This window comes from Ornithinicoccus sp. (assembly GCF_057176825.1).
The window spans coordinates 3,845,015-3,868,289 of the sequence record NZ_CM169976.1 but is presented as its reverse complement, the minus strand read 5'-3'; the positions used below and the strand labels follow the sequence as shown (position 1 = coordinate 3,868,289).

The following is a 23,275-nucleotide window of genomic DNA, read 5'->3' as shown; positions in this document are numbered from 1 at the left end:
ATAGTGAGAACCGTTCTCAACTAGCCGCGTCGGAAGGTGCCCCATGACGACCCCGCTCTACCTGGTGACCGGGCTGCATGCCGAGTCCATGGCGGCCGCGACGCTCGGCCTGCAGTTCGACCTGCCGCAGCCCGTGGTCGTGCGGCACGAGCTCGACGTCGCGGCCGGGACCCTGCGCCGGACGGTGAGCGACCTCAGCGGGGTGCTCGAGCGCGAGGTCGTGCCGCTGGAGCACGCCTGCGCCAGCTGCGCGGTCCGCGAGGACGTCATCCCCACGCTGGAACGGCTCGGCCAGCTCGGGCGGTGGCAGGCGATCGTCGTGCACCTGCCGATGGCTGCCGACGGGTTGTCCGTGTGCCGGGTGCTGGGCCACGACCGGCAGGTGGCCCCGAGCGTGCGGGTCGCCGGCGTCGTGGTCGCCCTGGACGGGGCGCGCCTGGTGACGGACCTGCTCGGGGACGACCTGCTGTCCGAGCGCTATCCGGGCGATGCCGGAGATGACCACCGCGGGGTGGGGGAGGTGCTCGGCGCCATGGTGGAGTACGCCGACGTCGTGACCGTCTCCGGCGACGCCGCGCCGGAAGGGCTGGAGGTGCTGGACCAGCTGGCCCGCCCGGGGGTCCCGGTCTCGGGCGGGTGGCCGGAACTGCCGGTCGCGACCCTCCTGGAGGGGCTGCACGACCACGCCGCCAGCGAGGGATGGGCGGCCGCCGTCCACCGGGGGCCGCTCCGAGACCGGGAGGGGAGGCACTCCTGGCGGATGGAGTTAACGGCGGACGTGCCGCTGAACCCGTACCGGCTGCAGCACGACATCGCGGGCCTCGGCGGGGTGAGCTGCCGCACCCGCGGGTGCTTCTGGGTGGCCAGCCGGCCCGATCAGGTCGGTGTCTGGGACGGCGCCGGCGGTCAGCTGAGCATCGGCGCCCAGGGGTCGTGGGGCCGGGAGCGACCGTTCACCCGGCTGCTGTTCACCGGGCTGTTCGGTGACGGGGACGCCCGGGAACAGCTGCGCAGTGCCTTTGCCGGCATGCTGCTCACCGACGACGAGCTGCGCGGCCGCGGCCCGCGCTGGGAGGTGGCCGCCGACGGGCTGGAGCCCTGGCTCGGTGCCACGACCCGCGCGGCATAGGCCCTGCTGACCTGCGGTGTCCTCATCTCGAGGACACCGCAGTCCAGCGGTCCGGCCGAGACCGTCAGGCGACCAGGCTGGCCGCCAGGACGAGCGGGATGGAGATCACGCTGGCGATGGAGGTCACCACCGTCAACGTCTTCAGGCTGCCGGAGGTGGACAGCCCGAGCAGGGCCTTGAACATCCAGAAGAAGTTGCTGTTGACCTGCAACGCGAACAGCGATCCGGACGCGATGGCCAACCCGATCACCACCGGGGCGACGCCCAGCGACCCCAGGATCGGGGCGATGATCCCAGCCGCCGTGATGGCGGCCACCGAGACCGAGCCGATCGCCAGGTGCAGCAGGGCCGCGATGAACCAGGCGAGCAGCACGCTGACAAGCACCGGTGCGGCGGCATTGACGGAGAACAGCCCGCCGAGGACCTCGGCCAGGCCGGTGGCCTCGATGACTGCCCCGAGGGATCCGCCGACGCCGGTGACCAGCAGGATCTCGCCGGTGGTGTGCAGGCCCTTCTCGAAGGCAGCCGAGGTGCCGCCGACCCGGAGGCTGCGCCGGGCCATGGCATACGCACCGAGCAGGCCGACGAAGAGCGCGAAGGTCGGGTTGCCGAGGAACTCAATGAAGGCGTTGGACCGCTCGGCCAGCCCAGCGAACGCCCCGAAGGCGATCATCAGCAGGGGGACGACGATCGGCAGGACAGCCACCCCGAGGGTCGGTCGCCATCGGGGCTTGAGGGCGCCGTTGGCCTCTTCCTCCTCGGCCTGCTGGAGCGCCTCGTGCTCCTCCTCGTCCCGATCGGCCTTCCACCAGCCGGTCCGCAACAGCAGTCCGAACAACCACACGGTGAGCAGCGCGGTGACCGGGCCGATGACGATGCCGTAGAGCAGGTAGGTGCCGAGCGGCACCTCGAGCAGGCCGGCGATGGAGACGGCCGCGAGCCCGGGCACGACGAAGACATAGCCGCAGAAGATGCCGGTCCCGAGCGCCCCGGCCAGCAGCGGGAGGCCCCGTGGACCGATCAGCCCGGAGGACGACCGCGCCACCGGCGCGGCCAGGACCACCTGGACGTCCACATAGATCGAGGGGAAGATCGTCGCCAGCGCCATGGCGAGCGCGTAGGGGAGACGTTTGGCCGGGACCACCCGCACCAGCGCTTCGACCATCGCGCGGAACGCTCCGACGGCGTGGAGCAGCGACCCGATGAGCACGCCGAACCCGATGAGGAGGCCGATCTTGGCCATGATCTCGCCGAAGCCCGTCGTGATGGCGGTGAGCGTGGCCGCGAAGCCGATCCCGGAGGCGAGGCCCAGGTACAACGACCCTGCGACGAGCGCGATGATCGGATCGATCCGGAACCTGATGATGAGCAGGATGATGGCGACGATGCTGATCGTCGTATGCAGGGCGATCAAGGGAAGCTCCTTTGCTCGGCGAGATTCGGCCGAGCGTCAGACTGTCCCCGGGACGCCTGCCCAGGCATCCTTGTGGTCATAGTGTTCAGCAAGCCACGGAGCATCGCCGCCCACGTGCTCACCATCCAGGTGGTGTTCGCGCTCATCGTCGCTGCCCTGTCGGTCCTGCTCGCCTACCGCTGGGCGGACCGGCTGGTCGAGGAGACGACCCAGACCCGGGTCGTGACGATCGCCGAGACGCTGGCTGCCACCGACGACGTGCGCGACGCGGTCTCGACCTCGACGGACCCCGAGGGCGACCTGGCCGACATCGTGGCGCGGGAGCTGGACCGGACGGGCGCCGACTTCATCGTCGTGATGTCACCGGACGGCATCCGCTACACCCACCCCAATCCGGAGCTGGTGGGGGAGCGCTTCGTCGGGACGATCGCCCCGGCGCAGGAGGGCGGGACCGTCCTGGAGGACTACGAAGGATCGCTCGGGCTGTCCACGCGCACCGTCGTTCCCGTCCTGGTCGACGGACGGGTGGAGGGCCTGGTGTCGGTCGGGCTGCAACGCACCAAGGTGGATGACGCGCTGCAGGCCCTGGTCCCGGACATCGCGATCGCCGGTGGCGCGGTCGCCCTGCTGTCCGGTTTGGGCGCGTGGGTGGCGGCCCGGCGGGTGCGGGAGGCGACCCGCGGTCTGAACGCCCGTGAGCTGCGACGCCTGGACGACCACCACGAGGCGGTCCTGCACACCATCCACGAAGGCCTGATCATCTCCGACCCCAAGGGCCGGCTGCAGGTCGTCAACCCAGAGGCGCAGCGCCTGCTCGGACTGCAGTCGGGCGACATCGGACGCACGCTGGAGGAGCTGGAACTCTCGGACGCGTTGCGGGAGATGATCGCCAGCCCGGACCGGCACGTCGACGTGCCGCACGTCAGCGGCGGGCGAACCCTGCTGGTGTCGTCCGGGCCGGTCCGCAGACACGGCGCAGTCGTGGCCACCCTGACCACGCTCCGGGACCGGACCGAGCTGGCCGACCTGTCCGGCCGTCTTGGTGACGCGAAGGCGTTGGCCGACGCTCTGCACGCCCAGGCACACGAGTCGGCCAACCGACTGCATACGGTCATCACGCTCGTCGAGTTGGGCCGGGCGGAGGAGGCGGTGGAGTTCGCGACCGAGGAGCTGCGGACCTCGCAGCGGGTGCGGGACGCCGTCGTGGCCGCCCTCGAGGAGCCGTCGGTCGCGGCCCTGGTCCTGGGCAAAACCGCCCAGGCGGGCGAGCACGGCATACGGCTCGAGCTGGACCCCGACGCACGGCTGCCGCGAGGTGCCGTGCCCGCGCGCAGTGCCGTGACGATCCTGGGCAACCTGATCGACAACGCCATCGACGCCCTCTCCCAGGACGAGCGGACCGAGCCGAAGGTCATCACCGTCGACGTCCAGGCCGAGGAGAGCACGGTGGTGTTCGTGGTGGCGGACAACGGCCCGGGCCTGGTCGACGATGCGCTGCGGCACGCGTTCGAGAAGGGCTGGTCGACCAAGGCGGCCAGCGGGCCCGCCGGGCGGGGCCTGGGGCTGGCGCTCGTGCAGCAGACCGCGCAGCTACTCGGCGGCAGCGTGTCCGTCGGGCCCCCTCCTGGTGCCTCGTTCATGGTGACCCTGCCGGTCACCGCCCAGGTGGGGAGTGCCCCGTGAACGCCGGGCCCGAGGGGCCAGCGCCGGAGCTGCGGGTGCTGGTCGTCGACGACGAGCCGTTGACCGCGGCCGGGCACGCCGACTACGTGGCCCGGGTGCAGGGGTTCCGGGTCGTCGCCACGGCCGGGACCGCCCGGGATGCGGTCGGCGCGCTCGGGCAGGAGCAGATCGACCTGGTCCTGCTGGACCTCAACCTGCCGGACGGGCATGGCCTGGAGATCGCCCGGTCGGTGCGCGCCTCCGGACGCGCCATCGACCTCCTGCCGATCACCGCGGCACGGGAGACCGAACTGGTGCGGCTCGCGGTGTCCCTGGGGGTGGTCGGGTACCTGCTCAAGCCGTTCAGCTTCGCCGACCTGCGGGAGCGGCTGGAGGCCTACCGGCGCTACCGGGGCGACCTGGTGCACAGCCCCGACACCAACCAGGGGCGGATCAACTCCCTGCTGGCGGACCTGCACCAGCCGGTCGTCACCGGTGCGATCCCCGCGAAGGGGCTCAGCGCGGACCTGCTCGACCGGGTCATCGACGTGCTCCGGGACCGCCCCGACCCGGACGGGCTGTCCGCGTCGGAGGTGGCCGAGCAGGTCGGCACGTCGCGGGTGACGGCGCGGCGCTACCTGCAGCGGCTCGTCGACCAGGGGGCCGCCGTGCGCAGCCACCGGCTCGGGGGAACCGGTCGGCCCGAGGTCGTCTTCCGGTGGCGTCTCGACCCGTGAGACCCCCTCGGCGCGTCGGCTACTTCTCCACGCGGAAGCCGAGCTTGATCCCGACCTGCCAGTCCGCGACCTGCCCGTCGTCGCCCAGGTGACCCCTGATCTCGGTCACCTCAAACCAGTCCATGTTGCGCACCGTCTGCTGGGCCGAAGCCAGCGCGTTCTGCACCGCCGTCTCCACCCCGTCAGGTGAGGTGCCGACCAGCTCGGACACGGCATACACGTGATTGGCCATGACTGCCTCCAGGCGTCGCGCCGGACGCCGGTCGCCCGGCTGCCACCTAACCTAGTGGCGGGCGGCGCCCCTGTCGCCCGCGGGCGAGAGGGAACCTGGTGCTGGAACTGGAGAGCGTCACCGTCCGGTTCGACCGCAAGACCGCGGTCGACGACGTGAGCCTGGCGCTGCCTGAGGGCCGGGTGCTGGCGGTGCTCGGGCCCTCCGGGTGCGGCAAGTCGACGCTGCTGCGGGCCATTGCCGGGCTGGAGCACCTGGCCGCGGGGCGCGTGCTGGCCGACGGGCGGGACCTGGCGGGAGTGCCGACGCACCGGCGGGGCTTCGCGCTGATGTTCCAGGACGGGCAGCTCTTCCCGCAGCTCAGCGTGGGCGACAACATCGGATATGCGTTGAAGTTGCGGGGTGTGGGCGGCACGGTGCGGGCGGACCGCGTCGCCGAGCTGCTGGCCCTGGTGGGGCTGGACGGCTACGCCGATCGGCGGCCGACGACCCTGTCCGGTGGCGAGCAGCAGCGGGTCGCGCTGGCCCGTTCGCTGGCGGCAGAGCCGCGGCTGCTGCTGCTCGACGAGCCGCTCTCGGCGCTGGACCGGGCGCTGCGCGAACGACTCGCCACCGACCTGCGATCCATCCTGGTCGAGACCGGCACCACGGCGCTGCTGGTCACCCACGACCACGACGAGGCGTTCACCGTCGCTGACGAGATGGCCGTCATGTTCGACGGGCGGATCGTGCAGCACGGGCCGACCCGCGAGGTGTGGCAGGCGCCGGTGGACGAACAGGTCGCGCGGTTCCTGGGCTACCGCTCGGTCCTCACCGGCGAAGGTGCCGAGCGGATCGCCCGGACTGTCGGCATACCGGAGGGTGGGCCGTTGACCCTCGCGTTGCGGCGCTCGGGGCTCTGGGTCGACTCCGACGGGCCGCTCGAGGCGACCGTTACCGGGTCGGTGGCCGTCGCGGATGCGCAGCACGCCACCCTCGACGTCGACGGGATCGGGCCGATGGAGGGGCTGGCCAGCCAGTCGAAGGTGCTGGAGCCGGGTGATCGGGTGCGGGTGATGGTCGACCGGTTCAACGTCGCCGTCCTCTGACCGTCCCCCCGCCGCCCCCCGCCACCGGACGCCCCGTGTGGCGGTCTACCGGGGCACCGGACGCCCCGTCTGGCGGTTCTGGCGGGGCACCGGACGTCTCGTCTGGCGATCGGCTCCCGACGCGGCACCCGCGGGAGTGCCAGGCGACCCGTCTGGTGCGGGCTGGGGCCGCTAGACCACCCGTCCGGTGCGGTGAGGACGTCAGGCCACCCGTCCGGTTGGGGGTGGGGCGTGGGTCAGGAGGTGGCTTTGGGGGCCTTGGCGTCCGTCTTCGGGCGGCGCGCGAGCCCGGTGAAGCGGACCCTCGGCATACGGATCGGCGTGGCCAGCTTCACGGTGCCGGGCCAGGGCGGGATGGCGCCCGGGGGCATGCCGGAGCCGGCGCAGGAGGGGCCCGCGACGCGGGTGTTGTGGGGGGCGACGGTGCCGCTCGAGGTGAGGTCGACGCGGGCGCCGCAGCGGGGGCACATGGTGGGAGAGGTCCGGGGGGCGATGCCATAGGGGCCGGTCATGGTGCAGCGATCCGTTTCACGAGTAGGGGATGGGTGGCGACGACGTGCGGACCCCGCCGGTTCATCAGCCACCTCCATGGTACGACATTGTCGACAATCTGCGCAGGCGGTATCGGCCCCGGTCAGGGTGTGTTTCGTCACGACCCGGGCGGACCGCCAGACGACGCGTCTGGATGCCTGTGGGACCGCCAGACGACGCGTCCGGTGCCCCTAGAAAACCGCCAGACGACGCGTCCGGTGCCCCTCGAAATCGCCAGGCCACCCGTCTGGATGCCTGTGGGGCCGCCAGACGAGGCGTCCGGTGGGGGTGGTGGGGTGGGGGTGTGGGTAGCCTCAGCCTCGTGATGGAAATGGCCGCGCCCACCCTGTCCGGACGGCTGGTCGGGCTCGAGCAGTTGCGGGCCGAGGACCACGACGGGCTGGTCGACGCGGCGCGCGACGGAGAACTGTGGAACCTCTGGTACACCCACGTCCCCGACCCCGACGGCATGGCCGCCGAGATCGACCGGCGGCTGGCGCTGCAGGAGGCCGGGTCGATGGTGCCCTTCACGGTGCGCGACAGCAGCGGACGGGTGCTGGGGATGACGACCTTCATGAACGTCGACCGCGAACTGCCGCGGGTCGAGATCGGCTCCACCTGGAACCGCGCGTCGGCGCACGGCACCGGCACCAACCCCGAGTCCAAGCTGCTGCTGCTCACCCACGCCTTCGAGGTGCTGGGCTGCCCCGCTGTGGAGTTCCGCACGCACTGGATGAACCACCAGTCCCGGCAGGCGATCGAGCGGCTGGGCGCCAAGCTCGACGGCGTGCTGCGCTCGCACAGCCGGATGGCCGACGGCAGCCTGCGCGACACGGCCGTGTATTCGATCATCGCCACCGAGTGGCCCCAGGTCCGCGCCGGCCTGGTGCACCGACTCAGCCGCCGCTGACCCCCTCCGAAGCCGTTGTCAGGGGCGGGGAGCAGACTGCTGCGGTGACCGAGACCCGCGCCGCCCAGCAGACCGACCTGGTCGACGGTCGCAGCCCGTGGCCGGCGTTGTGGGCGTTGGTGATCGGCTTCTTCATGATCCTGGTGGACTCCACGATCGTCTCGGTCGCGGTGCCCTCGATCATGGCCGGGCTGGGGGCCGGGGTCGGCGAGGTCATCTGGGTGACCAGTGCCTACCTGCTCGCGTATGCCGTGCCGCTGCTGATCACGGGGCGGCTGGGGGACCGGATCGGCCCGAAGAAGGTCTATCTGGCCGGGCTCGCCGTGTTCACCCTCGCCTCGCTGTGGTGCGGGCTCACCGGGACAGTCCAGGAGCTCATCACGGCCCGGGCCCTCCAGGGACTGGGCGCCTCGATGATGACCCCGCAGACGATGGCGGTGATCACCCGCACCTTCCCCGCGGCGCGGCGCGGCAGCGCGATGGCCCTGTGGGGCGCCACCGCCGGCATCGCCACCCTCGTGGGGCCGGTGCTCGGTGGCGTGCTGGTGGACGGCTGGGGGTGGGAGTGGATCTTCTTCGTCAACGTCCCGGTCGGGGTGGTCGCGTTCGTGCTGGCCGCCCGGTGGGTGCCGCAATTGCCCACGCACAGCCACGAGTTCGACTGGGTGGGCGTGGTGCTGTCCGCCGCCGCGATGTTCCTGCTGGTCTTCGGGATCCAGGAGGGGGAACGCTACGACTGGGGCACCATCACCGGGGTCCTCTCGGTGCCGTTGCTGATCGGCAGCGGCGTCGTGGTGCTGGCGATCGCCCTGGTCTGGTGGGCCCGGATGCGCGGCGAGCCGTTGGTGCCGCTGCGCCTGTTCCACGACCGCAACTTCTCGCTGGCCACCGCCGGGATCTCACTGGTCTCCTTCGCGGTCACCAGCATGGCGTTCCCGTTCATGCTCTGGGCCCAGATCGTGCACGGCTTCTCGCCGACCCAGGCCGGGCTGCTGATGGTGCCGATGGCGGTGGCCTCGTTCGTGCTGGCGCCGGTGGTCGGTCGGCTGGTGGACCGGTGGCACCCGCGGGGGCTGTCCCTGTTCGGCTTCCTGGTGTCGGCCGGCGCCCTGTTCTGGTTGGTCGCGACGATGGGGCCGGAGACGCGCGTGTGGCAGATCCTGGGGCCGGTCGGGCTCTTTGGCATCGGCAGCGCGTTCCTGTGGGCGCCGCTGGGCACGACCGCAACCCGCAACCTGCCGCTGGCGGCAGCCGGTGCCGGGTCCGGGGTCTACAACGCGACCCGGCAGGTCGGTGCCGTGCTGGGCAGCGCCGCGATCGCGGCCGTCATCCAGAGCCGCCTGGCCGCGCGGCTCCCCGGGATGCCGGGCGACACCGGGGTCGGCGAGGCCGGCCCGCTCCCGTCGGGCTCACTCCCGCCCGACCTGCTGGCCGGCTACTCCGCCGCGATGGCCGACGCCCTTCTGGTGCCGGCCCTCGCGCTGGCGCTCGGGGCGCTGCTGGCCCTGTGCTTCGCCCGGCCTGCCCACTTGAGGTGAGCGCCGGCATACGGGCCTGCCGTCCACCCGAGGTGGGTGTCGGCATACGGGAAGCTCCCGTCAGCGGCTCTCGCCGGGCGCCGGGTCCTGCGGGTCCGCGCAGAAGGAGTAGGGCTTGCCGTCGGCCGCGTTGTAGGCGAACAGCGTGTCGTCGACGGCCAGGATCAGCTGGCGTCCGGGGACCAGGGCCATCGTGTAGTGCTGGCCCGGCTCGGGGCAGCCGATGGAGCCGTCGCGCCAGTTCACCTCGCGGTATCCGGCCACGGTGACCTCATCCTCCGAGACGCCCTCGCGCTCGGCGAGGTCGGTCACGGCCTCCTGGGTCTCCTCGGCCTGCACGATCTCCTCGGGCACCTCGTTGGTGGGCAGGGCGGTGGCCGAGGCCCCGTCGTCAGGTGGGATCACGGTGGTCTCCTCGGTCTCGGTCGCCCCGTCGTCGGCGGGCGGTTCGCTCTCCTCGGCGGGGTCGCTGGGCTCGCTGGCGCCGTCGGTCGCGCCGGGGGTCTCCTCGTCGGTGGAGTCGCCGCAGCCGGTCAGGAGCGCGAACGCCAGAGTCGTCGCCGCGAGGGCGCCGGTCCCCCTGAGGAGCGGACGGTGCTGGAACGTGGTTGCAGACATAGGTCACCTTCCTCGTGTTCTCACCCTATGACGCAGCGGGGTCCGATGCGGATCCATCGGATTTCGTGGTGCGTCGCGGGCGAATCGTCCCCGGGCATGAAGGAGGGCGCCAGCTCCCATGTCTGGCGCCCTGCCTTCACCCCTCCGCACCGCTGCTCGCCCCCGAGCAGTCCCTCCCGGTGCTACGTCGGAAGTGCCCGCCTCCGACACCCCATAGACGCACCGGGGGTGGCGAAGGGTTGCATGGTTGCCGAAACTTTTTTTCTGGGGGTTCGTTGGGGGAGGTTTTTGTATGAGGGAGGGGTGCCGGCCCCCTGCGCCGGCACCCCTCCCTCAATCCCCCCTGCGCCTGCCCGCTCGCCCCCGAGCGGTCCCTCCCAGCGCGTGGTGTCGGAGGTTGCCCGTCCCCGACACCTAGAGAGACGTGGCAGGGCGCAGGAACGTTGCACGGTTTCTCAAAGAAGTTTGGTCACGTTTCGGTCAAGGCCCCGACGAGGGGCTGCGTCACGTCGCGGAACCGGGGTCCGGGGCCAGGTAGCCGCGGGCAAACGCGGTGGCCACGGCCGCGGCGCGGTCGTTGACGCCGAGCTTGGCGTAGACGTGCAGCAGGTGCGTCTTGATCGTGGCCTCGCTGACGAACAACCGGCTGGCGGCCTCCCGGTTGGTGCAGCCGCCGGCCACGAGCCGCAGCACCTCGAGCTCGCGTGCCGACAATGGCTCGGCCGCCGGTCGGCGGACCTGGCCCACCAGCGTGGTCGCCACGCGGGGGGAGAGCACCGTCTCACCGCGCGCCGCGGCCTCGACGGCCCGGAACAGTTCCTCGCGGCGGGCGTCCTTGAGCAGGTAGCCGGTGGCCCCCGCTTCGATCGCCGGCACCACGTCGCGGTCGGTGTCGTATGTCGTGAGCACCAGGACCTGGGACCTGGCCCCGAGCTCGGACAGCTGCCGGATGGCCTGGAGACCGTCGGTGCCAGGCATCCGAAGGTCCATCAGCACGACGTCGGGGTCCAGGCGTCGCGCCGCGGCGACTGCCTCCGCGCCGTCGCCCGCCTCGCCGAGCACGGTGAAGCGCGGGTCGGCGCTGAACATGCCCCGCAGGCCGTCCCGCACGACCGGGTGGTCGTCGACGATGAGCAGCGAGATCATCGGCCGACCCCGGCAGGGATGGCCGGGACCGTCGCCGAGACGACCGTCCCCTCACCGGGCGCCGACTCGATGTCCAGCCGTCCGGCGAGACGCTGCACCCGCTGCCGCATGCCGACCAGCCCGAAGCCCCCGACCGGGGGCCCGGTGGGCCGCGCCGACCGCGGGTTGAACCCCATCCCGTCGTCGCGCACGTCCAGGGTCACCAGGTCCTCCATGTAGGACAGGGTCAGGCCGACCCTGCTGGCCCGGGCGTGCCGGGCAACGTTGGTCAGCGACTCCTGGGTGGCCCGCAGCAGGGTCACCTCTACCTCGGTGTCCATCGGCCGGGGGTCGCCGGTCACCGTGAGGCGGGCAGCGACCCGGTGCCGGGCCGACCAGGCACGCACCACCCCGTCGAGCGCCTCCGGCAGGCGGGCGTGCGCCAGCAACTCCGGCTCCACAGCGTGCACCGTGCGGCGGGCCTGCCCCAGGCTCTCCCGGGCGAGCTCGCCGGCGGCGCCCAGGTGCCGCCCGGCGGAGGCGGGGTCGCCGAGGTGTTGCTCCGCGGCCTGCACCTGGGCCAGGATCCCGGCCAGTCCCTGGGCGAGGGTGTCGTGGATCTCGCGGGCCATCCGTTGCCGCTCGTCGAGCACGCCCGCCTCGCGGGCCTGCCGCACCAGGCGGGCCTGGAGCGTGGCGTTCTCCTCCAGTGCCTCCTCGAGCCGGGCGTTGGCCTGGTGCAGCTGGGCCAGCGAACGCCGCTGCAGCGCAGCCTGCTGCTCCCACATCTCGGTGGCGTGCAGGAAGGCCGACGACAGGGCCGTGCTGACCAGGGTGACGCCCAGCCACAGCCACCAGTCGGTGCCGTCGATCCGGCTCAGCCCGCCCAGGTAGGTCACGGCCAGGATCATCGACGTCCCGGTCGCCCCGGCATACCGGGCTGGCCCCCGGAGGCACTCGAAGGCGTGCACGTAACCGATCAGGGCGAAGATGCCGTACCAGGGGGCCAGCACGACCAGGGCGCTGGCCAGCGCGAGGAGCCCGGCGTAGTAGAGCGCCATGGGAGGGCGGTGGTCTTGCCACTGCGGGTGCGCGGTGACGAACCAGGCCACCCACGCCGCCGCCACGCTGGTGAGGGCAAAGGCGGTGGGTAGGTGCACCGGTTGCGGCTGGAACAGCGTGATGACCGTCGGCGCCGCCAGGAGGAGGTAGGGCAGCGCCGCCATCGTCACTGCCTCCCGCCGGGCCCAGACCTCGTCCGTGCCGGGAGACCGGAGTTCCGTGCTCACCGAACCTACTCCCACCGGAAGAAGCGCGCCGCCAGTGCGCCGGCCAGGGCCGCCCACGCCAGCAGGACGGCCACGGACAGCGCCTGTGGCCACTGTCCGCCTGCGGCGTCCTGCAATGATTGCACGCCGGCACCGAGCGGGGTCAGGTCACTGACGGTGCGCAGCACCTCCGGCATGGACTCCCGCGGCAGCCAGAGCCCGCCGAAGAAGAGGACCGGGAACAGCAGCACGGTCCCGATGGCCCCTGCCCCCCTGCCGCTCGGGGCGAGCGCCGCCACCAGCAGCCCCAGCGCCAGCAGGGCGAGGGCACAGAGCAGGAATGCGGCGAGGAAGGCGGGCAGGTGCCGGGGCAGGGCGACGTCGAGGACCAGGCGAGCTAGGCCCACGACGAGGGCCGTGGTGACAAGCGCCAGCGCGGTGCACATCAGGAGTTGCGCCGTGAGCATGGTCCGGGGCCGGACGGGCGTCGTGCGCAGTCGGCGCAGGAACCCCTTCTCCCGGTAGGTGGCGAACTGTTGCGGCAGGCCGGTGAACGCGAAGAGGGTGATCCCCGTCGCGACGAGGATCGGGACGTAGAGGTCGATGACCCGCAGGCCGTCGAGCCCGGCCTCCGGCTGCCGGAACGAGGGGACCGCGCCGAGGACGAGGAGTAGCAGCGGGGGGAATCCGACCGCGAAGAAGACGTTCAACGGCTCGCGCAGGAACAGTGTGGTCTCGGTGAGGGTGAGTCGGGGCAGGGTGGTCATCGCGGCTCCTCAGCGGGTGGCGTGGTCGTCGATGGGGCGCCCGGTGAGGGCGAGGAAGGCGTCGTCCAGGGTGGCCTGCTCCACGCGCAGGTCGACGGCCCGGAGACCGTGCTCGGCCAGGGCTGTGACGACCGCGAACAGCAGGTCGCCGTCGCCGGTGACCACCAGGTGGGTGCCGGCCCGGTCCACGGAGTCCACCTGCGGCAGCTGCGCCAGCACCGCAGGGTCCAGCGGCGCGGAGGGGCAGAACCGGATCCGCTGGCGGTCCGTCACCCGTGAGACCAGCCCGGCCGGGGTGTCGAGCGCGACGAGACGGCCCGAGTCGATCACGGCCAGCCGGTCGCAGAGGCGCTCCGCCTCCTCCATGAAGTGAGTGACCAGCAGGATCGTCACGCCCCGGTCCCGGACCTGCTCGATCAGACCCCAGGCGTCCCGTCGGGACTGCGGGTCCAGGCCGGTGGTGAGCTCGTCGAGCACCGCGACCTCGGGGTTGCCGACCAGGGCGAGGGCGATCGACAGGCGCTGCTGCTGACCGCCGGACAGTTGCCCGAACGGGGTGCGCAGCCGGTCGGCCAGACCCAGCGCCCCGACCAGCTCCCGCCAGTTGGCGGGCGCCCGGTAGAAGGAGGCGAACAGCTCCATCGCCTCGCCGACCCGCAGCTTGTCCGGCAGGTCGCTCTGTTGCAGCTGGGCCCCGAGCACCTCAGCGAGCTCGGACCCCTCGTCCCTCGGGTCGATCCCCCGGACCCGAACGCTGCCACCGTCCGGCACGCGCAGACCCTCGAGACACTCCACGGTCGTCGTCTTGCCCGCGCCGTTGGGGCCCAGGATGCCAAAGATCTCACCGCGTTCGACGGAGAAGCTGACCCCGTCCACGACGGTGCGGTCGCCATACCGTTTGGTGAGGCGGTCCACCTCGATGATTCCCATTCCCCCAGCCTGCCGACGCCGCCGGCCCAGGGGATCGACCGCGCGGTCACACCTGCCGGGCGACCCGGTGGACGCCGACATCCACCGATCGGTGGATGCCGGCCCCTACGCCGGGAGCCGGCGGACCGTGAGGATCTGCTGGGCCCGACCGACCGGCCCCTGCTCGTCGTGCAACACCGTGGAGGTGATCCCGACCCCGTCGGAGCCCCAGGTGACGGAGGTGTCCATCCCGACCCACGGGCCGCCGGGGGTGCGGTGCAGGTGGATGCCCAGGTCGGTGTTCGGATACATCCAGGTGCCCGGCGGCTGCCGCGTCGCGATCCCGTTGGCGGTGTCGACCAGCCCGACAAACCGGGCCAGCCCGCTGCTCTCCCGGCCCTGCACCAGGTCGAGGTCGGTGCGCAGCCAGCCCCGCGCGCGACCCGGCCGGGACTCCGGGTCGGCCCACCACGCGAGGGAGGCGATATAGCCGCCGTCCCAGATCTGCATACGGTCACTGCGGTCCCACCCCGGCGGGTCCGGCAGCCGCTGGTCCTCCAGGGCCGCGACCTCGCCGGTGTCCTGCCGGGACAACCGCCAGGCCGTGGCCCGGACGACGTCCCGGTCCCGCACGCTCATCGTCGCCTCGACCAGCTCGATGGTGCGGCCCGGCCGCAGCGTGCGGGTGCGCACCGTGCTCTCCTCGGCGTGGATCATGCCGAGGATGTCGAAGGAGATCCGGGCCAGCTGGAGGTCCTCGCGCGGCTCGTGCTGCTCCAGGGCCCGGGTGAGCAGGCCGGAGACCGGGGCCATGTGCTGCTCCTGGTCCGACCAGGCCCCCTGGGCGTGCACGGTCGGCTGGAACCTCCCCTCGTCGAGCGGGAGGTAGTAGGCGGTGGCGTCCGAGGGCAGCGTCATGGCCGCCAGCATAGGAACGGTAGAACTGGGGGATGGCACCGGACACGACCCTGACCGACCAGGCCGTGGGTTGGGCCCGCATCGCCCGCGAGGTGATCGGCACCCCTTACCCCTACAGCTCCGGCCACACGGCCCACGGTCCCGACGACACCGACATCACCCCGCAACGGCTGCACCCGGCCTTCCACGGGAGCCTCGACTGGCACTCGTGCGTGCACATGCAGTGGTCGCTGGCGACGCTGCTGGACCGCGCCGCCCCGGCGCTGGCGGACGCCGGCGAGCTGGAGCCGGTCGTGGCGCTGCTGGACGAGCGGCTCACCGCCGAGCACCTCGCGGTGGAGGTGGACTACCTGCGGGCGCGGCCGGGGTTCGAGCGGCCCTACGGGTGGGCGTGGGCCGCGATGCTGGCCGTGCGGCTGCGGGAGCTGGCCGCGGGGGACGGGCCCGCTGCGGAGGCGGCCGCCGGGTGGGCCGAGGCGCTCGCGCCCCTGGCGGACCTCGTCGCCGGGCGGGTCGTCGACTGGCTGCCCCGGCAGGTCTACCCGGTGCGGCACGGCAAGCACCAGAACGACGCCTTCGCGCTGTCGCTGCTGCTGCGCGCCTACGGGCCGGACGGGCTGGACCGGCCCGAGGTCGTGGCGGCCGTGCGCGGGCGGGCGCTGGACTGGTTTGCCGGGGACACGGCATACGACACCCGCACCGAGCCGTCGGGCACCGACTTCCTCTCCCCGGCGCTGTCCGAGGCCGAGCTGATGAGCCAGGTGCTGGGGGAGGAGTTCGGCCCGTGGCTGCGCACCTTCCTGCCAGGGCTGGGGCAGGGGGATCACGCCCACCTGCTGGAGCCGCCAGAGGTGCGGGACGGCTCCGACGGGCAGCTGGTGCACCTGCACGGGCTGGCCCTGTCCCGGGCCTGGCAGCTGCGGGCGCTCGCCGGGCACCTCGACGCCGAGGCCGCCGACGTGCTGCGGGAGGGTGCCGCGGCCCAGGTCGGCGCGGTCCTGCCGGAGATCACCGAGGGGGACTTCATGGCGACGCACTGGCTGGTGAGCTTCGCCCTGCTCGCCTCCCTCCAATTTTGATAGCGGGTTTGACCGCGCGCGTCCGCCTTTTCGTAGCGGTTTTGCCCTGGCCGGGGTGTGCAAACTCGCTACGAAAATGCGTGGGAGGGCGACAAAACCACTACGAAAATGGGGGGAGGGCGACAAAACCACTACGAAAATGGGCGGGCCCGCCCCCACGAAGGGGACGGGCCCGCCCTGTGCGGTGCTCAGCAGGTGCTGATCACCAGGGGAAGACCTCGTTCAGTGCGTCCTCCACATCCTGGGAGACCGCGCTGGGTCCACCGAGGATGGTCAGACTCTCCGGGGTCAGCTCGCCCAGCTTCGTCATGATGCTGGCGGGCACGTAGGCCGGACGGGTCAACAGCACCGGGATGCCGTTGGTGCCGGCGTAGGAGGCCCCGGCGAGGGCGTCCGGCCAGTTCTCACCCGACGCGACCAGGGTGTTGGCCACCCCGGCCTCGTAGGCGTCGGCGACCATGGCTGAGGTCTCGTACCGGTCCGAACCGCCGATCCGGCTCGTGGAGCCGATCTCCTCGGCGACCGCGTCGGACACGGCGGCCTCGCCACCCAGCACGACGATCTCCTCGGCCTGGAGGTGCTCCAGCGCCTCGAGCGTGGAGGCCGGCACCGAGTCGGTCCGGGTCAGCAGGACCGGCACACCCTCGTGGCCGGCCAGCGCCGCCCCCGAGAGAGCGTCGGCGAACAGCCCGGTCCGGTTCTCCTCGCCGACCGCGACGTAGACCTTCGCCACACCCGGGGTGTAGAGCTTGGCCAGCTCGGCCGCGGTCTCGTAGCGGTCGTCACCGAAGACACGGTCGACCGTGTAGTCGGCGGCGAGCTCGGCCTCGACGCCCTCGGACACTGCGCCGACGCCACCGAGGATCACGACGTTCTGCACGCCGAGCTCGGCGAGCGAGTCCGCGGTGACGGCGGGGATGCTGTCCTGACGCACCAGGAGCACCGGGGCGGGGTCGCCGCCCGGGGTCTCCAGCGTCCCGACACCCGCAGCCGCGGGGGCCGAACCGACGAGCGCGTCGGCATACACCTCACCGGTGGTGACGAACGCCGTGTCAGCGCTGCCGAACTCGGCGGCGATGGCGGCGGCGGTGCCGTACCGGTTGGCGTCCGGCGCCTGGCCGAACCACCGGTCCACGACCGGCTCCTCGGGCTCGACCGAGGTGTCGATCGTCACGAAGGTGCGTGCGGCGTCCTCGCCGTCGAGGGCCCAGTTCACCTCGCCCAGGTACAGGCTGTCGGCGTTCAGGTCCTCCCAGGACAGGTTGACCGTGACCTCGTCGCCGACCTCGACGTCGAACTCGGCCGGGTCGACCGTGAGGTTCCCGGCGTCCTCGGCCGGCACGACGTACTGCGTGACGTAGGCGTCGAGCGTGTCGCCCTCCGTCCCGTCCCACCAGTCGATCGCCAGCAGGTAGTCACCGGCCGGCAGGTCCGAGACGTCGATCTGCTCCGTGGAGCCACCGACCGCGGACTGCGCGATGATCGTGCCGGCCGCCAGGTCCACGAAGTACAGGTCCAGGTCGATGCCGTCGTAGTCCTCGTCCCAGATCTGGAAGCGGACGTGCGAGGTGCCCTCCGGAATCGTGACCTCGAGGGCCCCGTCGTCCAGGAACGCGTCGGTCGCCTCGACCTCGACGGTCTCGATGGAGCCCTCGGTCAGGCCCTCGACACCCGCGGTGGCGGTGCCGTCGACCCCGGCCTGGACCATGGTGTCCAGGTCACCGGTGACGCCCTCGCCATACACCTCGTCCTCCGCGGCGAACGCCGACGGCTGGACCGCGATGGGGCTGCGGACGTCGTGACCGGCGCCGTCGCTCCAGGTGATCGAGCCGAAGACGTACTCGTTGGCGGAGGCCGTGGTGACCTCGAGCGACAGCTCGTAGCTGGCCGTCTCGCCCGGGGCGACGGTGAAGCTGGCCGGCTCCACGGACGCCGAGACACCCTCGGGGGCCTCGATGTCGGCGGTGTAGGTCGCCTCGGCGTCGCCCACGTTGGTGACCGTGCGGGTGACCGTCTGTGCCCCGGCGAGCGCCCCGATCGAGATGCTCGGGTAGTTCAGGTCACTGGCGTCGACGTCCTCCTCGCACCCGTCGAGCTGGCCGATGGCGCAGATGTAGTTCAGCCACTCGTCCCAGCCGGCGTCGTAGACCAGACCCGGGTTGTAGGACGGGCCCGGCTGCACCTCACCGGCGCCGTAGTCCAGCGGGGTGGCGTCGTTGCCGGCCCGCTGGATCGGGCCGCCGCTGTCGTCGGTGTCCCGCGCGGTGGTCATCATGGCCGACTTGATGGCGGCCGGGCTCCACTCCGGGAACTCCTGCTTCATCAGCGCGCCCAGACCCGCGATGTGCGGGGCGGACATGGAGGTGCCGGAGATCTGGTCGTAGGTCGCCTCGCCGGTCTCCGGGTCGCCCGCGTAGGCGGCCAGGATGTCGACGCCCGGGGCGGTGATGTCCGGCTTGAGCAGGTCACCACCACCGGCCAGGGCCGGGCCGTATGAGGAGAAGCCGGCCATGATCGGGGCGTTCACCGGGGCCGGGTCCTGCGCCGAGATTTCGGCGGTCGCGCCGTCGGTGCCGACGTAGGCCTTCACCGGCACACCGTTGGTGCCGGTCAGGTGGATGCTGGGCACCGAGTGCAGGTCGGCGTTCAGCGACTCGGCGTCGCTGTTGTTGATCTGCACCATGCCGATGCCACCGGACTCCAGGACCTCCTGGCTCTTCTCCACCCGGGCGTTGGTGCCGCGGGTGCAGAGCACGATGTTGCCGGCGGCGGCCTCGTCGTCGACGGAGCCGAGCAGGCACAGCCGGGACTCGGCGGCGGTGAAGCCCTCGGCCGGGATGGCCTCGGAGTCCACGAAGCTGGCCGGGCCGACCGCGTCGCCCATGCCGATGCCCTCGTAGGTCTCGCCGTTGCCCAGGGTCAGGGTCTTGGCGAAGCCGCGGTCGTGGGTGCTCGCGGCGACCGTGGTGGTCCACGGCGCGTTGTGGGCGACCGAGGACACCCCGACGGTGTCGCCGGAGTTGCCGGCCGAGGTGGCGATGAAGACGCCCGCGTCCGCGGCGAACAGGAAGGCGACCTCGTCCGCGCCGACGATGCTGGTGCGGGAGCCGGAGATCGAGTAGTTGATGACGTCGACGCCGTCGGCGGTCGCGTCGTCGATCGCCGCGACCAGGCCGGCGGTGGTGCCGCTGCCGTTGCCGTCGGCGGTCATCCACAGGCCCTTGTAGGCCGCGATGTGGGCCCGCGGCGCCATGCCGGAGCCCTCACCGAGGACCAGGCCGCCCGGGGCGGTCATCTCGACCCCGAAGTTGCCGCCGGCGGTGCCGCCGGTGTGGCTGCCGTGGCCGTTGAGGTCACGGGCCGACCGGTACTCGTCGGGGATGATGGTGTTGCCGTACTCCTCGCCGTACCAGCGGGCGCCGATCAGCTTGTTGGTGCACTCGAACTCGGGGTCCTCGGCGTTGTCGCACTCCCCGGCCCACTCGGCGGGCGGCTCGGCGAAGCTGCCGTCGTCGGCGAAGCTCGGGTTGTCCGGGTCGATACCGGTGTCCAGGACACCGATGATGATGCCCTCGCCGGCGTTTTCGACGCCGTCGAAGTACTCGTTCCAGACACCGTCCTCACCGGTCATGCCCAGGTAGTCCGGGGTCTGGATGGTCTCGGCGTGGCGGATCTCGTCCTCCCAGACGTTCACCACGTCGGCCTGCTTGGTCAGCCCGCTCAGCTCGGCGGCGGTCAACTGCACCGCGAAGCCGTTGAACGCGACGTCGTAGCTGGTCACCACCCGGTCCTGGCTGACGCCGGCCGCGGCCAGCGCCTGCGCCTGGCGGTCGGCCAGGTAGGAGGCGTAGCTCTGGGACGCGGCGCTGCGCACGTCCACCTTCTCGCCCGCGGCCGGGCTGGTCGCGGGGATACCAGAAACGCCGCCCTGGTAGGCGGCGATGGGGTTGTCGCGCAGCTGCACGATGTACGTCTTCTTCTCGCCCGAGTCGAGCTGAGGCGCCGCAGTCGATGCGGTGCTCACGGCAAGCGGGGCGATCACTGAGGCTGCGGCCACGGCGGCGAGCAGCCGCCGACGTGACCCAGTCGATGTGATTCGCACTGGTGCTCTTCTTTCGTTGGACCCATATGGACAGTGCCCGGGCACGGCTGACCTGGGAAAACAATGGGGACGTGCCGAACCGAGGCGACGGGGGCAGTCTTGCCGTCCCCTCACCCGATGTCTATGAAAGTGACCATTCTGTGACCTTGGATCGCTGGTCGTATGCCGTGCGCCCGGGTGAGGCGCACGACATACAGTCAGGTGGTGCTCACCCGACGCTCACTGCTCCTGGAGACCGCCCTGGTGTTGGGGGTCAGCCTCGGCGCGTCCGCGGTGTGGGCGGTGCTGTCGATCGTCAACAAGCTGACCCGGCCGGAGTCGCTGTCCTCGCAGACCACGGCGATGAACACCTCCACCGTGCCGGACCGGCCGTGGCTGGACCTGGCCTACCAACTGGTCGGGATCGGGCTGGCCCTGGTGCCGGTGCTGCTCGCGCTGCACCTGCTGGCCCGGGAGCGGGCCGATGCGCGGTTGCTGATGGGCTTCGACCTGACCCGGCCGGGGCGCGACCTGCTCGGCGGCACCACCCTCGCGGCGGTCGTCGGCATCCCCGGGCTCGCGTTCTACCTCCTGGCGCGCGAGCTGGGCATGAACACGACGATCTCGGCGTCCGGCCTCTCCGAGGTGTGGTGGGCGGTGCCGGTGCTGATCCTGGCGGCCGCCCAGAACGCGGTGCTGGAGGAGGTGGTGATGGTCGGCTACCTGTTCACCCGGTGGGGTCAGGCGCGCCTCTCGACCTGGACGATCATCGTGGCCTCGGCCCTGATCCGCGGCAGCTACCACCTCTACCAGGGGTTCGGCGGGTTCCTGGGCAACGTCGCCATGGGCCTGCTGTTCGGCTGGGTGTACACCCGGACCCGGCGGGTCATGCCGCTGGTCGTCGCGCACACCATCCTCGACGTGGTCGCGTTCGTCGGCTACGCGCTGGTGGCCCCGCACGTCGACTGGTTGTGAGGACACTTTTGTCGCAGGCAGACAGCGACTTTTGTCGGTATGCCGTGGGGAGCGTGGGTGGGTCAATGGTGGCGTCGTGCCGCACCCGCGGCACCGAGACGAAAGGAACCATCATGGACGCCATCCCCTGGTATGCCTGGATCGTCCTGCTCGCGATCGTGATGGGGGGCGTGGTCCAACTGGTCCGCATCGTCATCACCCGGGACGACGCCGGCGGGAGCGCTCCTGACCTGCGCGCGAGGGTGATCTCGCTGGAGCAGCGGGTGGAGCGGCTCGAGCGACCCTGACGTCCCGGCCGGTCAGAGTTGGGCGAGACCGGAGCGGTAGGCGGCGATGACGATCTGCACCCGGTCCCGGACGTCCAGCTTCTGCATGATCCGCCCGATGTGGGACTTCACCGTCGGCTCGGCCAGGTGCATCTGCTGGGCGATCTCCCGGTTGGAGTGGCCCTCGCACAGCAGCGCGATGACCTCCATCTCCCGGTCGCTCAACCCCAACTCCTCGGGGGTGGACCGCTGCGCGGGCGCTGGCGATTGGTCTTCGCGCACGCTGCGGACTAGGACGTCGGTGACCCGGGAGGAGATCACGAACTCGCCGGCGACCGCGGCCCGGACGCCGGCGACGATGTCGGCAGGTGCGGAGTCCTTGAGCAGGTAGCCGCTGGCGCCGGCCTTCAGCGCCGGGATGACGTACTCCTGGGAGTGGAAGGTGGTCACCGCCACCACGGTGGTGCCAGGGTTCTCGGACAGGATCGCGCTGGTCGCCTCGACGCCGTCCATCCGGGGCATCTGCAGGTCCATCAGCACGATGTCCGGCCGCAACGCGCGGGCCTGCTGCACCGCGACGACACCGTCGGCGGCCTCGCCCACGACGGTGAAGGCGTCATCGTTCTCGATGAAGACCCGCATGGCCTCGAGCATGAGCCTCTGGTCGTCGACCACCAGGACACGCAGCGGTTCGCCCCCGGCGTTCGGATCCATAGCGGATGACAGTAGTCGACCCGAGGAAGGCCGGACGGCTGCCGGCCGTCGGTAGCCTCGCCCCGTGGGTCTGCTGACGAACCGTCCTCACCTGCCCCCCGGATTCTGGTCCGGGGGGCAGTTGCCGTTGGTGCTGCGGGTCGTCATCATCTGCGTCGCACTGGTCGGCAACGCCGTCACCGCCTGGCGGGTGCTGGACTCGGGGCCGGACGGGTTCGGGCCCGTCGCCCTGGAGCTGGCGCTCTGCGCGGTCGATCTGCTGATGTGGGTGGTGGTGGCGCTGCTGCCGGGCCGGGCGTGGATCCCCCTGGTGCTGTTGCAGACGCTGCTCGTCGCGACGCAGACCCCGCCGGGCACGTTCGCCCTGGAGATCCTCGTCGTGATCGGCTTCCTGGCGTTCGCGGCGGTGCGGCACGGTCTGCTCATCGCGCTGGGGACGACGGTGGCCTGGACCATCGTCAACCCGCTCCTGGACCAGGCGCTGAGCTCCTCGGCCTTCGTCTCCGGCTACCTCGCGATGCTCGTCCTGGCGCTGATCATCGGGCTGTCGCTGCGCTACCTGCTGGTGACCCGCGCCCAGGCCCGGCGCCAGATCGAGGAGTTCGACCGACGCGCCCTGGACCTGATCCAGGTGCAGCGCGACGAACTGGCCCGCGAGTTGCACGACATCGTCGCCCACGACCTGACGGTGATCGCCATGCAGTCCAGCGCGGGGGCGATGCAGGCACCAGACGGTCCCGAGAAGGAGACCTTTGAGGTCATCGGGGAGTCCTCCCGGGCGGCGCTGGGGGACCTGCGCCGGCTGCTTCGGCTGATGCGCGAACCGGCGACCACCGAGGAGGTGTCCAGCTCCGGGGCCAGCATCGACCTCGGCTCCGAGCTGGCCGACCTCGCCGCATCCCTGGAGGACCTGGACCACCCGGTCACCACCTCGGTCACCGGCGACCTGGCCCGGGTGCCCTACGGGGTGCGTACCACGCTGTCCCGGTTGCTCCGGGAGGGCACAACGAACATCCTGAAGCACTCGCCGGCGGCGGCCGCGGTGCGGTTCGAGATCGAGGTCGACCAGCAGGTGGTGCGCGCTGCGGTCGTCAACGAGCTGGGCCCCGCGACGGGCCGACCCGCGCCGGCGCGGTTCGCGGTCTCCCAGTTCGGGGTGATCGGGCTGCGCGAACGGGTGCAGTTGCTCGGCGGTGAGCTGAGCGCAGGCCACACCGACGACGGCGGCTGGCGCCTCGCGGCCTCGTTGCCGCTGCAGGCCGACCCCGACTGAACGCGCGCATCGGGTGGCCCGGCCGTCGCGGTGGCTCGCCG

General features: G+C 71.8%; 21 protein-coding genes. 10 read left to right on the top strand and 11 right to left on the bottom strand.

Annotated elements, in window-relative coordinates; translation table 11 throughout:
• Window positions 1-43: 43 nt before the first annotated feature.
• Window positions 44-1,129, top strand: a complete 1,086-nt coding sequence (locus AC1QRC_RS19345) for a GTP-binding protein (protein WP_484204840.1) — start codon at window positions 44-46, stop codon at window positions 1,127-1,129.
• Between the two features lie 64 nt (window positions 1,130-1,193).
• Here the strand turns inward: AC1QRC_RS19345 and AC1QRC_RS19340 are convergent, their stop codons facing one another.
• Entirely contained in the window at window positions 1,194-2,543 is a 1,350-nt protein-coding gene (locus AC1QRC_RS19340; RefSeq protein WP_484204839.1) for a GntP family permease, read from the bottom strand.
• Between the two features lie 81 nt (window positions 2,544-2,624).
• On the opposite strand from AC1QRC_RS19340, the gene AC1QRC_RS19335 reads away from it, so the two are divergent.
• Together AC1QRC_RS19335 and AC1QRC_RS19330 are read left to right on the top strand one after the other, a co-directional pair.
• The gene (locus tag AC1QRC_RS19335; RefSeq protein ID WP_484204838.1) at window positions 2,625-4,226 is read left to right on the top strand and encodes a sensor histidine kinase; all 1,602 of its coding nucleotides are present in this window, start codon (window positions 2,625-2,627) and stop codon (window positions 4,224-4,226) included.
• Entirely contained in the window at window positions 4,223-4,942 is a 720-nt protein-coding gene (locus tag AC1QRC_RS19330; protein WP_484204837.1) for a response regulator, read from the top strand. The genes AC1QRC_RS19335 and AC1QRC_RS19330 overlap by 4 nt, the downstream gene beginning before the upstream one ends.
• 19 nt (window positions 4,943-4,961) lie before the next feature.
• Here the strand turns inward: AC1QRC_RS19330 and AC1QRC_RS19325 are convergent, their stop codons facing one another.
• Window positions 4,962-5,174 (bottom strand): dodecin, encoded by a 213-nt coding sequence (locus AC1QRC_RS19325; RefSeq protein WP_484204836.1) that lies wholly within the window; start codon window positions 5,172-5,174, stop codon window positions 4,962-4,964.
• 98 nt (window positions 5,175-5,272) lie between these two features.
• Between AC1QRC_RS19325 and AC1QRC_RS19320 the strand changes: the two genes are divergently transcribed.
• Window positions 5,273-6,262, top strand: coding sequence for an ABC transporter ATP-binding protein (locus tag AC1QRC_RS19320; RefSeq protein ID WP_484204835.1), 990 nt, complete (start codon window positions 5,273-5,275; stop codon window positions 6,260-6,262).
• Between the two features lie 236 nt (window positions 6,263-6,498).
• Here the strand turns inward: AC1QRC_RS19320 and AC1QRC_RS19315 are convergent, their stop codons facing one another.
• Window positions 6,499-6,774, bottom strand: a complete 276-nt coding sequence (locus tag AC1QRC_RS19315) for a hypothetical protein (protein ID WP_484204834.1) — start codon at window positions 6,772-6,774, stop codon at window positions 6,499-6,501.
• Between the two features lie 344 nt (window positions 6,775-7,118).
• On the opposite strand from AC1QRC_RS19315, the gene AC1QRC_RS19310 reads away from it, so the two are divergent.
• Entirely contained in the window at window positions 7,119-7,703 is a 585-nt protein-coding gene (locus tag AC1QRC_RS19310) for a GNAT family N-acetyltransferase (protein ID WP_484206698.1), read from the top strand.
• A 44-nt stretch (window positions 7,704-7,747) separates the two neighbouring features.
• A complete protein-coding gene (locus AC1QRC_RS19305; RefSeq protein WP_484204833.1) occupies window positions 7,748-9,241 on the top strand; it encodes a DHA2 family efflux MFS transporter permease subunit in 1,494 nt (497 codons plus the stop codon).
• Between the two features lie 60 nt (window positions 9,242-9,301).
• Here the strand turns inward: AC1QRC_RS19305 and AC1QRC_RS19300 are convergent, their stop codons facing one another.
• The 6 genes from AC1QRC_RS19300 to AC1QRC_RS19275 form a co-directional block, all read right to left on the bottom strand.
• The gene (locus AC1QRC_RS19300; RefSeq protein WP_484204832.1) at window positions 9,302-9,859 is read right to left on the bottom strand and encodes a hypothetical protein; all 558 of its coding nucleotides are present in this window, start codon (window positions 9,857-9,859) and stop codon (window positions 9,302-9,304) included.
• Window positions 9,860-10,363: 504 nt separating this feature from the next.
• Complete coding sequence (locus AC1QRC_RS19295) at window positions 10,364-11,005, bottom strand: response regulator (RefSeq protein WP_484204831.1); 642 nt, start codon at window positions 11,003-11,005, stop codon at window positions 10,364-10,366.
• Window positions 11,002-12,273 (bottom strand): sensor histidine kinase, encoded by a 1,272-nt coding sequence (locus tag AC1QRC_RS19290; protein ID WP_484204830.1) that lies wholly within the window; start codon window positions 12,271-12,273, stop codon window positions 11,002-11,004. The genes AC1QRC_RS19295 and AC1QRC_RS19290 overlap by 4 nt, the downstream gene beginning before the upstream one ends.
• Before the next feature lie 5 nt (window positions 12,274-12,278).
• Window positions 12,279-13,019, bottom strand: a complete 741-nt coding sequence (locus tag AC1QRC_RS19285) for an ABC transporter permease (protein WP_484204829.1) — start codon at window positions 13,017-13,019, stop codon at window positions 12,279-12,281.
• Between the two features lie 9 nt (window positions 13,020-13,028).
• The gene (locus tag AC1QRC_RS19280; protein WP_484204828.1) at window positions 13,029-13,949 is read right to left on the bottom strand and encodes an ABC transporter ATP-binding protein; all 921 of its coding nucleotides are present in this window, start codon (window positions 13,947-13,949) and stop codon (window positions 13,029-13,031) included.
• 105 nt (window positions 13,950-14,054) lie between these two features.
• Window positions 14,055-14,846 carry a thioesterase family protein gene (locus AC1QRC_RS19275; protein ID WP_484204827.1) on the bottom strand — a complete coding sequence of 264 codons (792 nt, stop codon included), beginning with the start codon at window positions 14,844-14,846 and terminating at the stop codon, window positions 14,055-14,057.
• A 32-nt stretch (window positions 14,847-14,878) separates the two neighbouring features.
• On the opposite strand from AC1QRC_RS19275, the gene AC1QRC_RS19270 reads away from it, so the two are divergent.
• A complete protein-coding gene (locus AC1QRC_RS19270; protein ID WP_484204826.1) occupies window positions 14,879-15,925 on the top strand; it encodes a DUF2891 family protein in 1,047 nt (348 codons plus the stop codon).
• Window positions 15,926-16,127: 202 nt separating this feature from the next.
• On the opposite strand, the gene AC1QRC_RS19265 is transcribed toward AC1QRC_RS19270, so the two are convergent.
• On the bottom strand, window positions 16,128-19,949 hold the full coding sequence (locus tag AC1QRC_RS19265) for a cell wall-binding repeat-containing protein (RefSeq protein WP_484204825.1): 3,822 nt from the start codon (window positions 19,947-19,949) through the stop codon (window positions 16,128-16,130).
• A gap of 240 nt (window positions 19,950-20,189) precedes the next feature.
• On the opposite strand from AC1QRC_RS19265, the gene AC1QRC_RS19260 reads away from it, so the two are divergent.
• Together AC1QRC_RS19260 and AC1QRC_RS19255 are read left to right on the top strand one after the other, a co-directional pair.
• Window positions 20,190-20,981, top strand: a complete 792-nt coding sequence (locus AC1QRC_RS19260) for a CPBP family intramembrane glutamic endopeptidase (protein WP_484204824.1) — start codon at window positions 20,190-20,192, stop codon at window positions 20,979-20,981.
• Window positions 20,982-21,094: 113 nt separating this feature from the next.
• Window positions 21,095-21,268 (top strand): hypothetical protein, encoded by a 174-nt coding sequence (locus AC1QRC_RS19255; protein ID WP_484204823.1) that lies wholly within the window; start codon window positions 21,095-21,097, stop codon window positions 21,266-21,268.
• A 12-nt stretch (window positions 21,269-21,280) separates the two neighbouring features.
• On the opposite strand, the gene AC1QRC_RS19250 is transcribed toward AC1QRC_RS19255, so the two are convergent.
• Window positions 21,281-21,961, bottom strand: coding sequence for a response regulator (locus AC1QRC_RS19250; RefSeq protein ID WP_484204822.1), 681 nt, complete (start codon window positions 21,959-21,961; stop codon window positions 21,281-21,283).
• Between the two features lie 64 nt (window positions 21,962-22,025).
• Between AC1QRC_RS19250 and AC1QRC_RS19245 the strand changes: the two genes are divergently transcribed.
• Window positions 22,026-23,234, top strand: a complete 1,209-nt coding sequence (locus tag AC1QRC_RS19245) for a sensor histidine kinase (RefSeq protein WP_484204821.1) — start codon at window positions 22,026-22,028, stop codon at window positions 23,232-23,234.
• Window positions 23,235-23,275: the final 41 nt, after the last annotated feature.

What these genes read in the sequence shown, in the direction of transcription:
- AC1QRC_RS19250 (WP_484204822.1), bottom strand. Translation starts at nt 21,961, where the DNA reads ATGGATCCGAACGCCGGGGGCGAACCGCTGCGTGTCCTGGTGGTCGAC.
- AC1QRC_RS19275 (WP_484204827.1), bottom strand. Translation starts at nt 14,846, where the DNA reads ATGACGCTGCCCTCGGACGCCACCGCCTACTACCTCCCGCTCGACGAG.
- AC1QRC_RS19315 (WP_484204834.1), bottom strand. Translation starts at nt 6,774, where the DNA reads ATGACCGGCCCCTATGGCATCGCCCCCCGGACCTCTCCCACCATGTGC.
- AC1QRC_RS19260 (WP_484204824.1), top strand. Translation starts at nt 20,190, where the DNA reads ATGCCGTGCGCCCGGGTGAGGCGCACGACATACAGTCAGGTGGTGCTC.
- AC1QRC_RS19300 (WP_484204832.1), bottom strand. Translation starts at nt 9,859, where the DNA reads ATGTCTGCAACCACGTTCCAGCACCGTCCGCTCCTCAGGGGGACCGGC.
- AC1QRC_RS19280 (WP_484204828.1), bottom strand. Translation starts at nt 13,949, where the DNA reads ATGGGAATCATCGAGGTGGACCGCCTCACCAAACGGTATGGCGACCGC.
- AC1QRC_RS19285 (WP_484204829.1), bottom strand. Translation starts at nt 13,019, where the DNA reads ATGACCACCCTGCCCCGACTCACCCTCACCGAGACCACACTGTTCCTG.
- AC1QRC_RS19270 (WP_484204826.1), top strand. Translation starts at nt 14,879, where the DNA reads ATGGCACCGGACACGACCCTGACCGACCAGGCCGTGGGTTGGGCCCGC.
- AC1QRC_RS19325 (WP_484204836.1), bottom strand. Translation starts at nt 5,174, where the DNA reads ATGGCCAATCACGTGTATGCCGTGTCCGAGCTGGTCGGCACCTCACCT.
- AC1QRC_RS19310 (WP_484206698.1), top strand. Translation starts at nt 7,119, where the DNA reads ATGGAAATGGCCGCGCCCACCCTGTCCGGACGGCTGGTCGGGCTCGAG.
- AC1QRC_RS19255 (WP_484204823.1), top strand. Translation starts at nt 21,095, where the DNA reads ATGGACGCCATCCCCTGGTATGCCTGGATCGTCCTGCTCGCGATCGTG.
- AC1QRC_RS19345 (WP_484204840.1), top strand. Translation starts at nt 44, where the DNA reads ATGACGACCCCGCTCTACCTGGTGACCGGGCTGCATGCCGAGTCCATG.
- AC1QRC_RS19295 (WP_484204831.1), bottom strand. Translation starts at nt 11,005, where the DNA reads ATGATCTCGCTGCTCATCGTCGACGACCACCCGGTCGTGCGGGACGGC.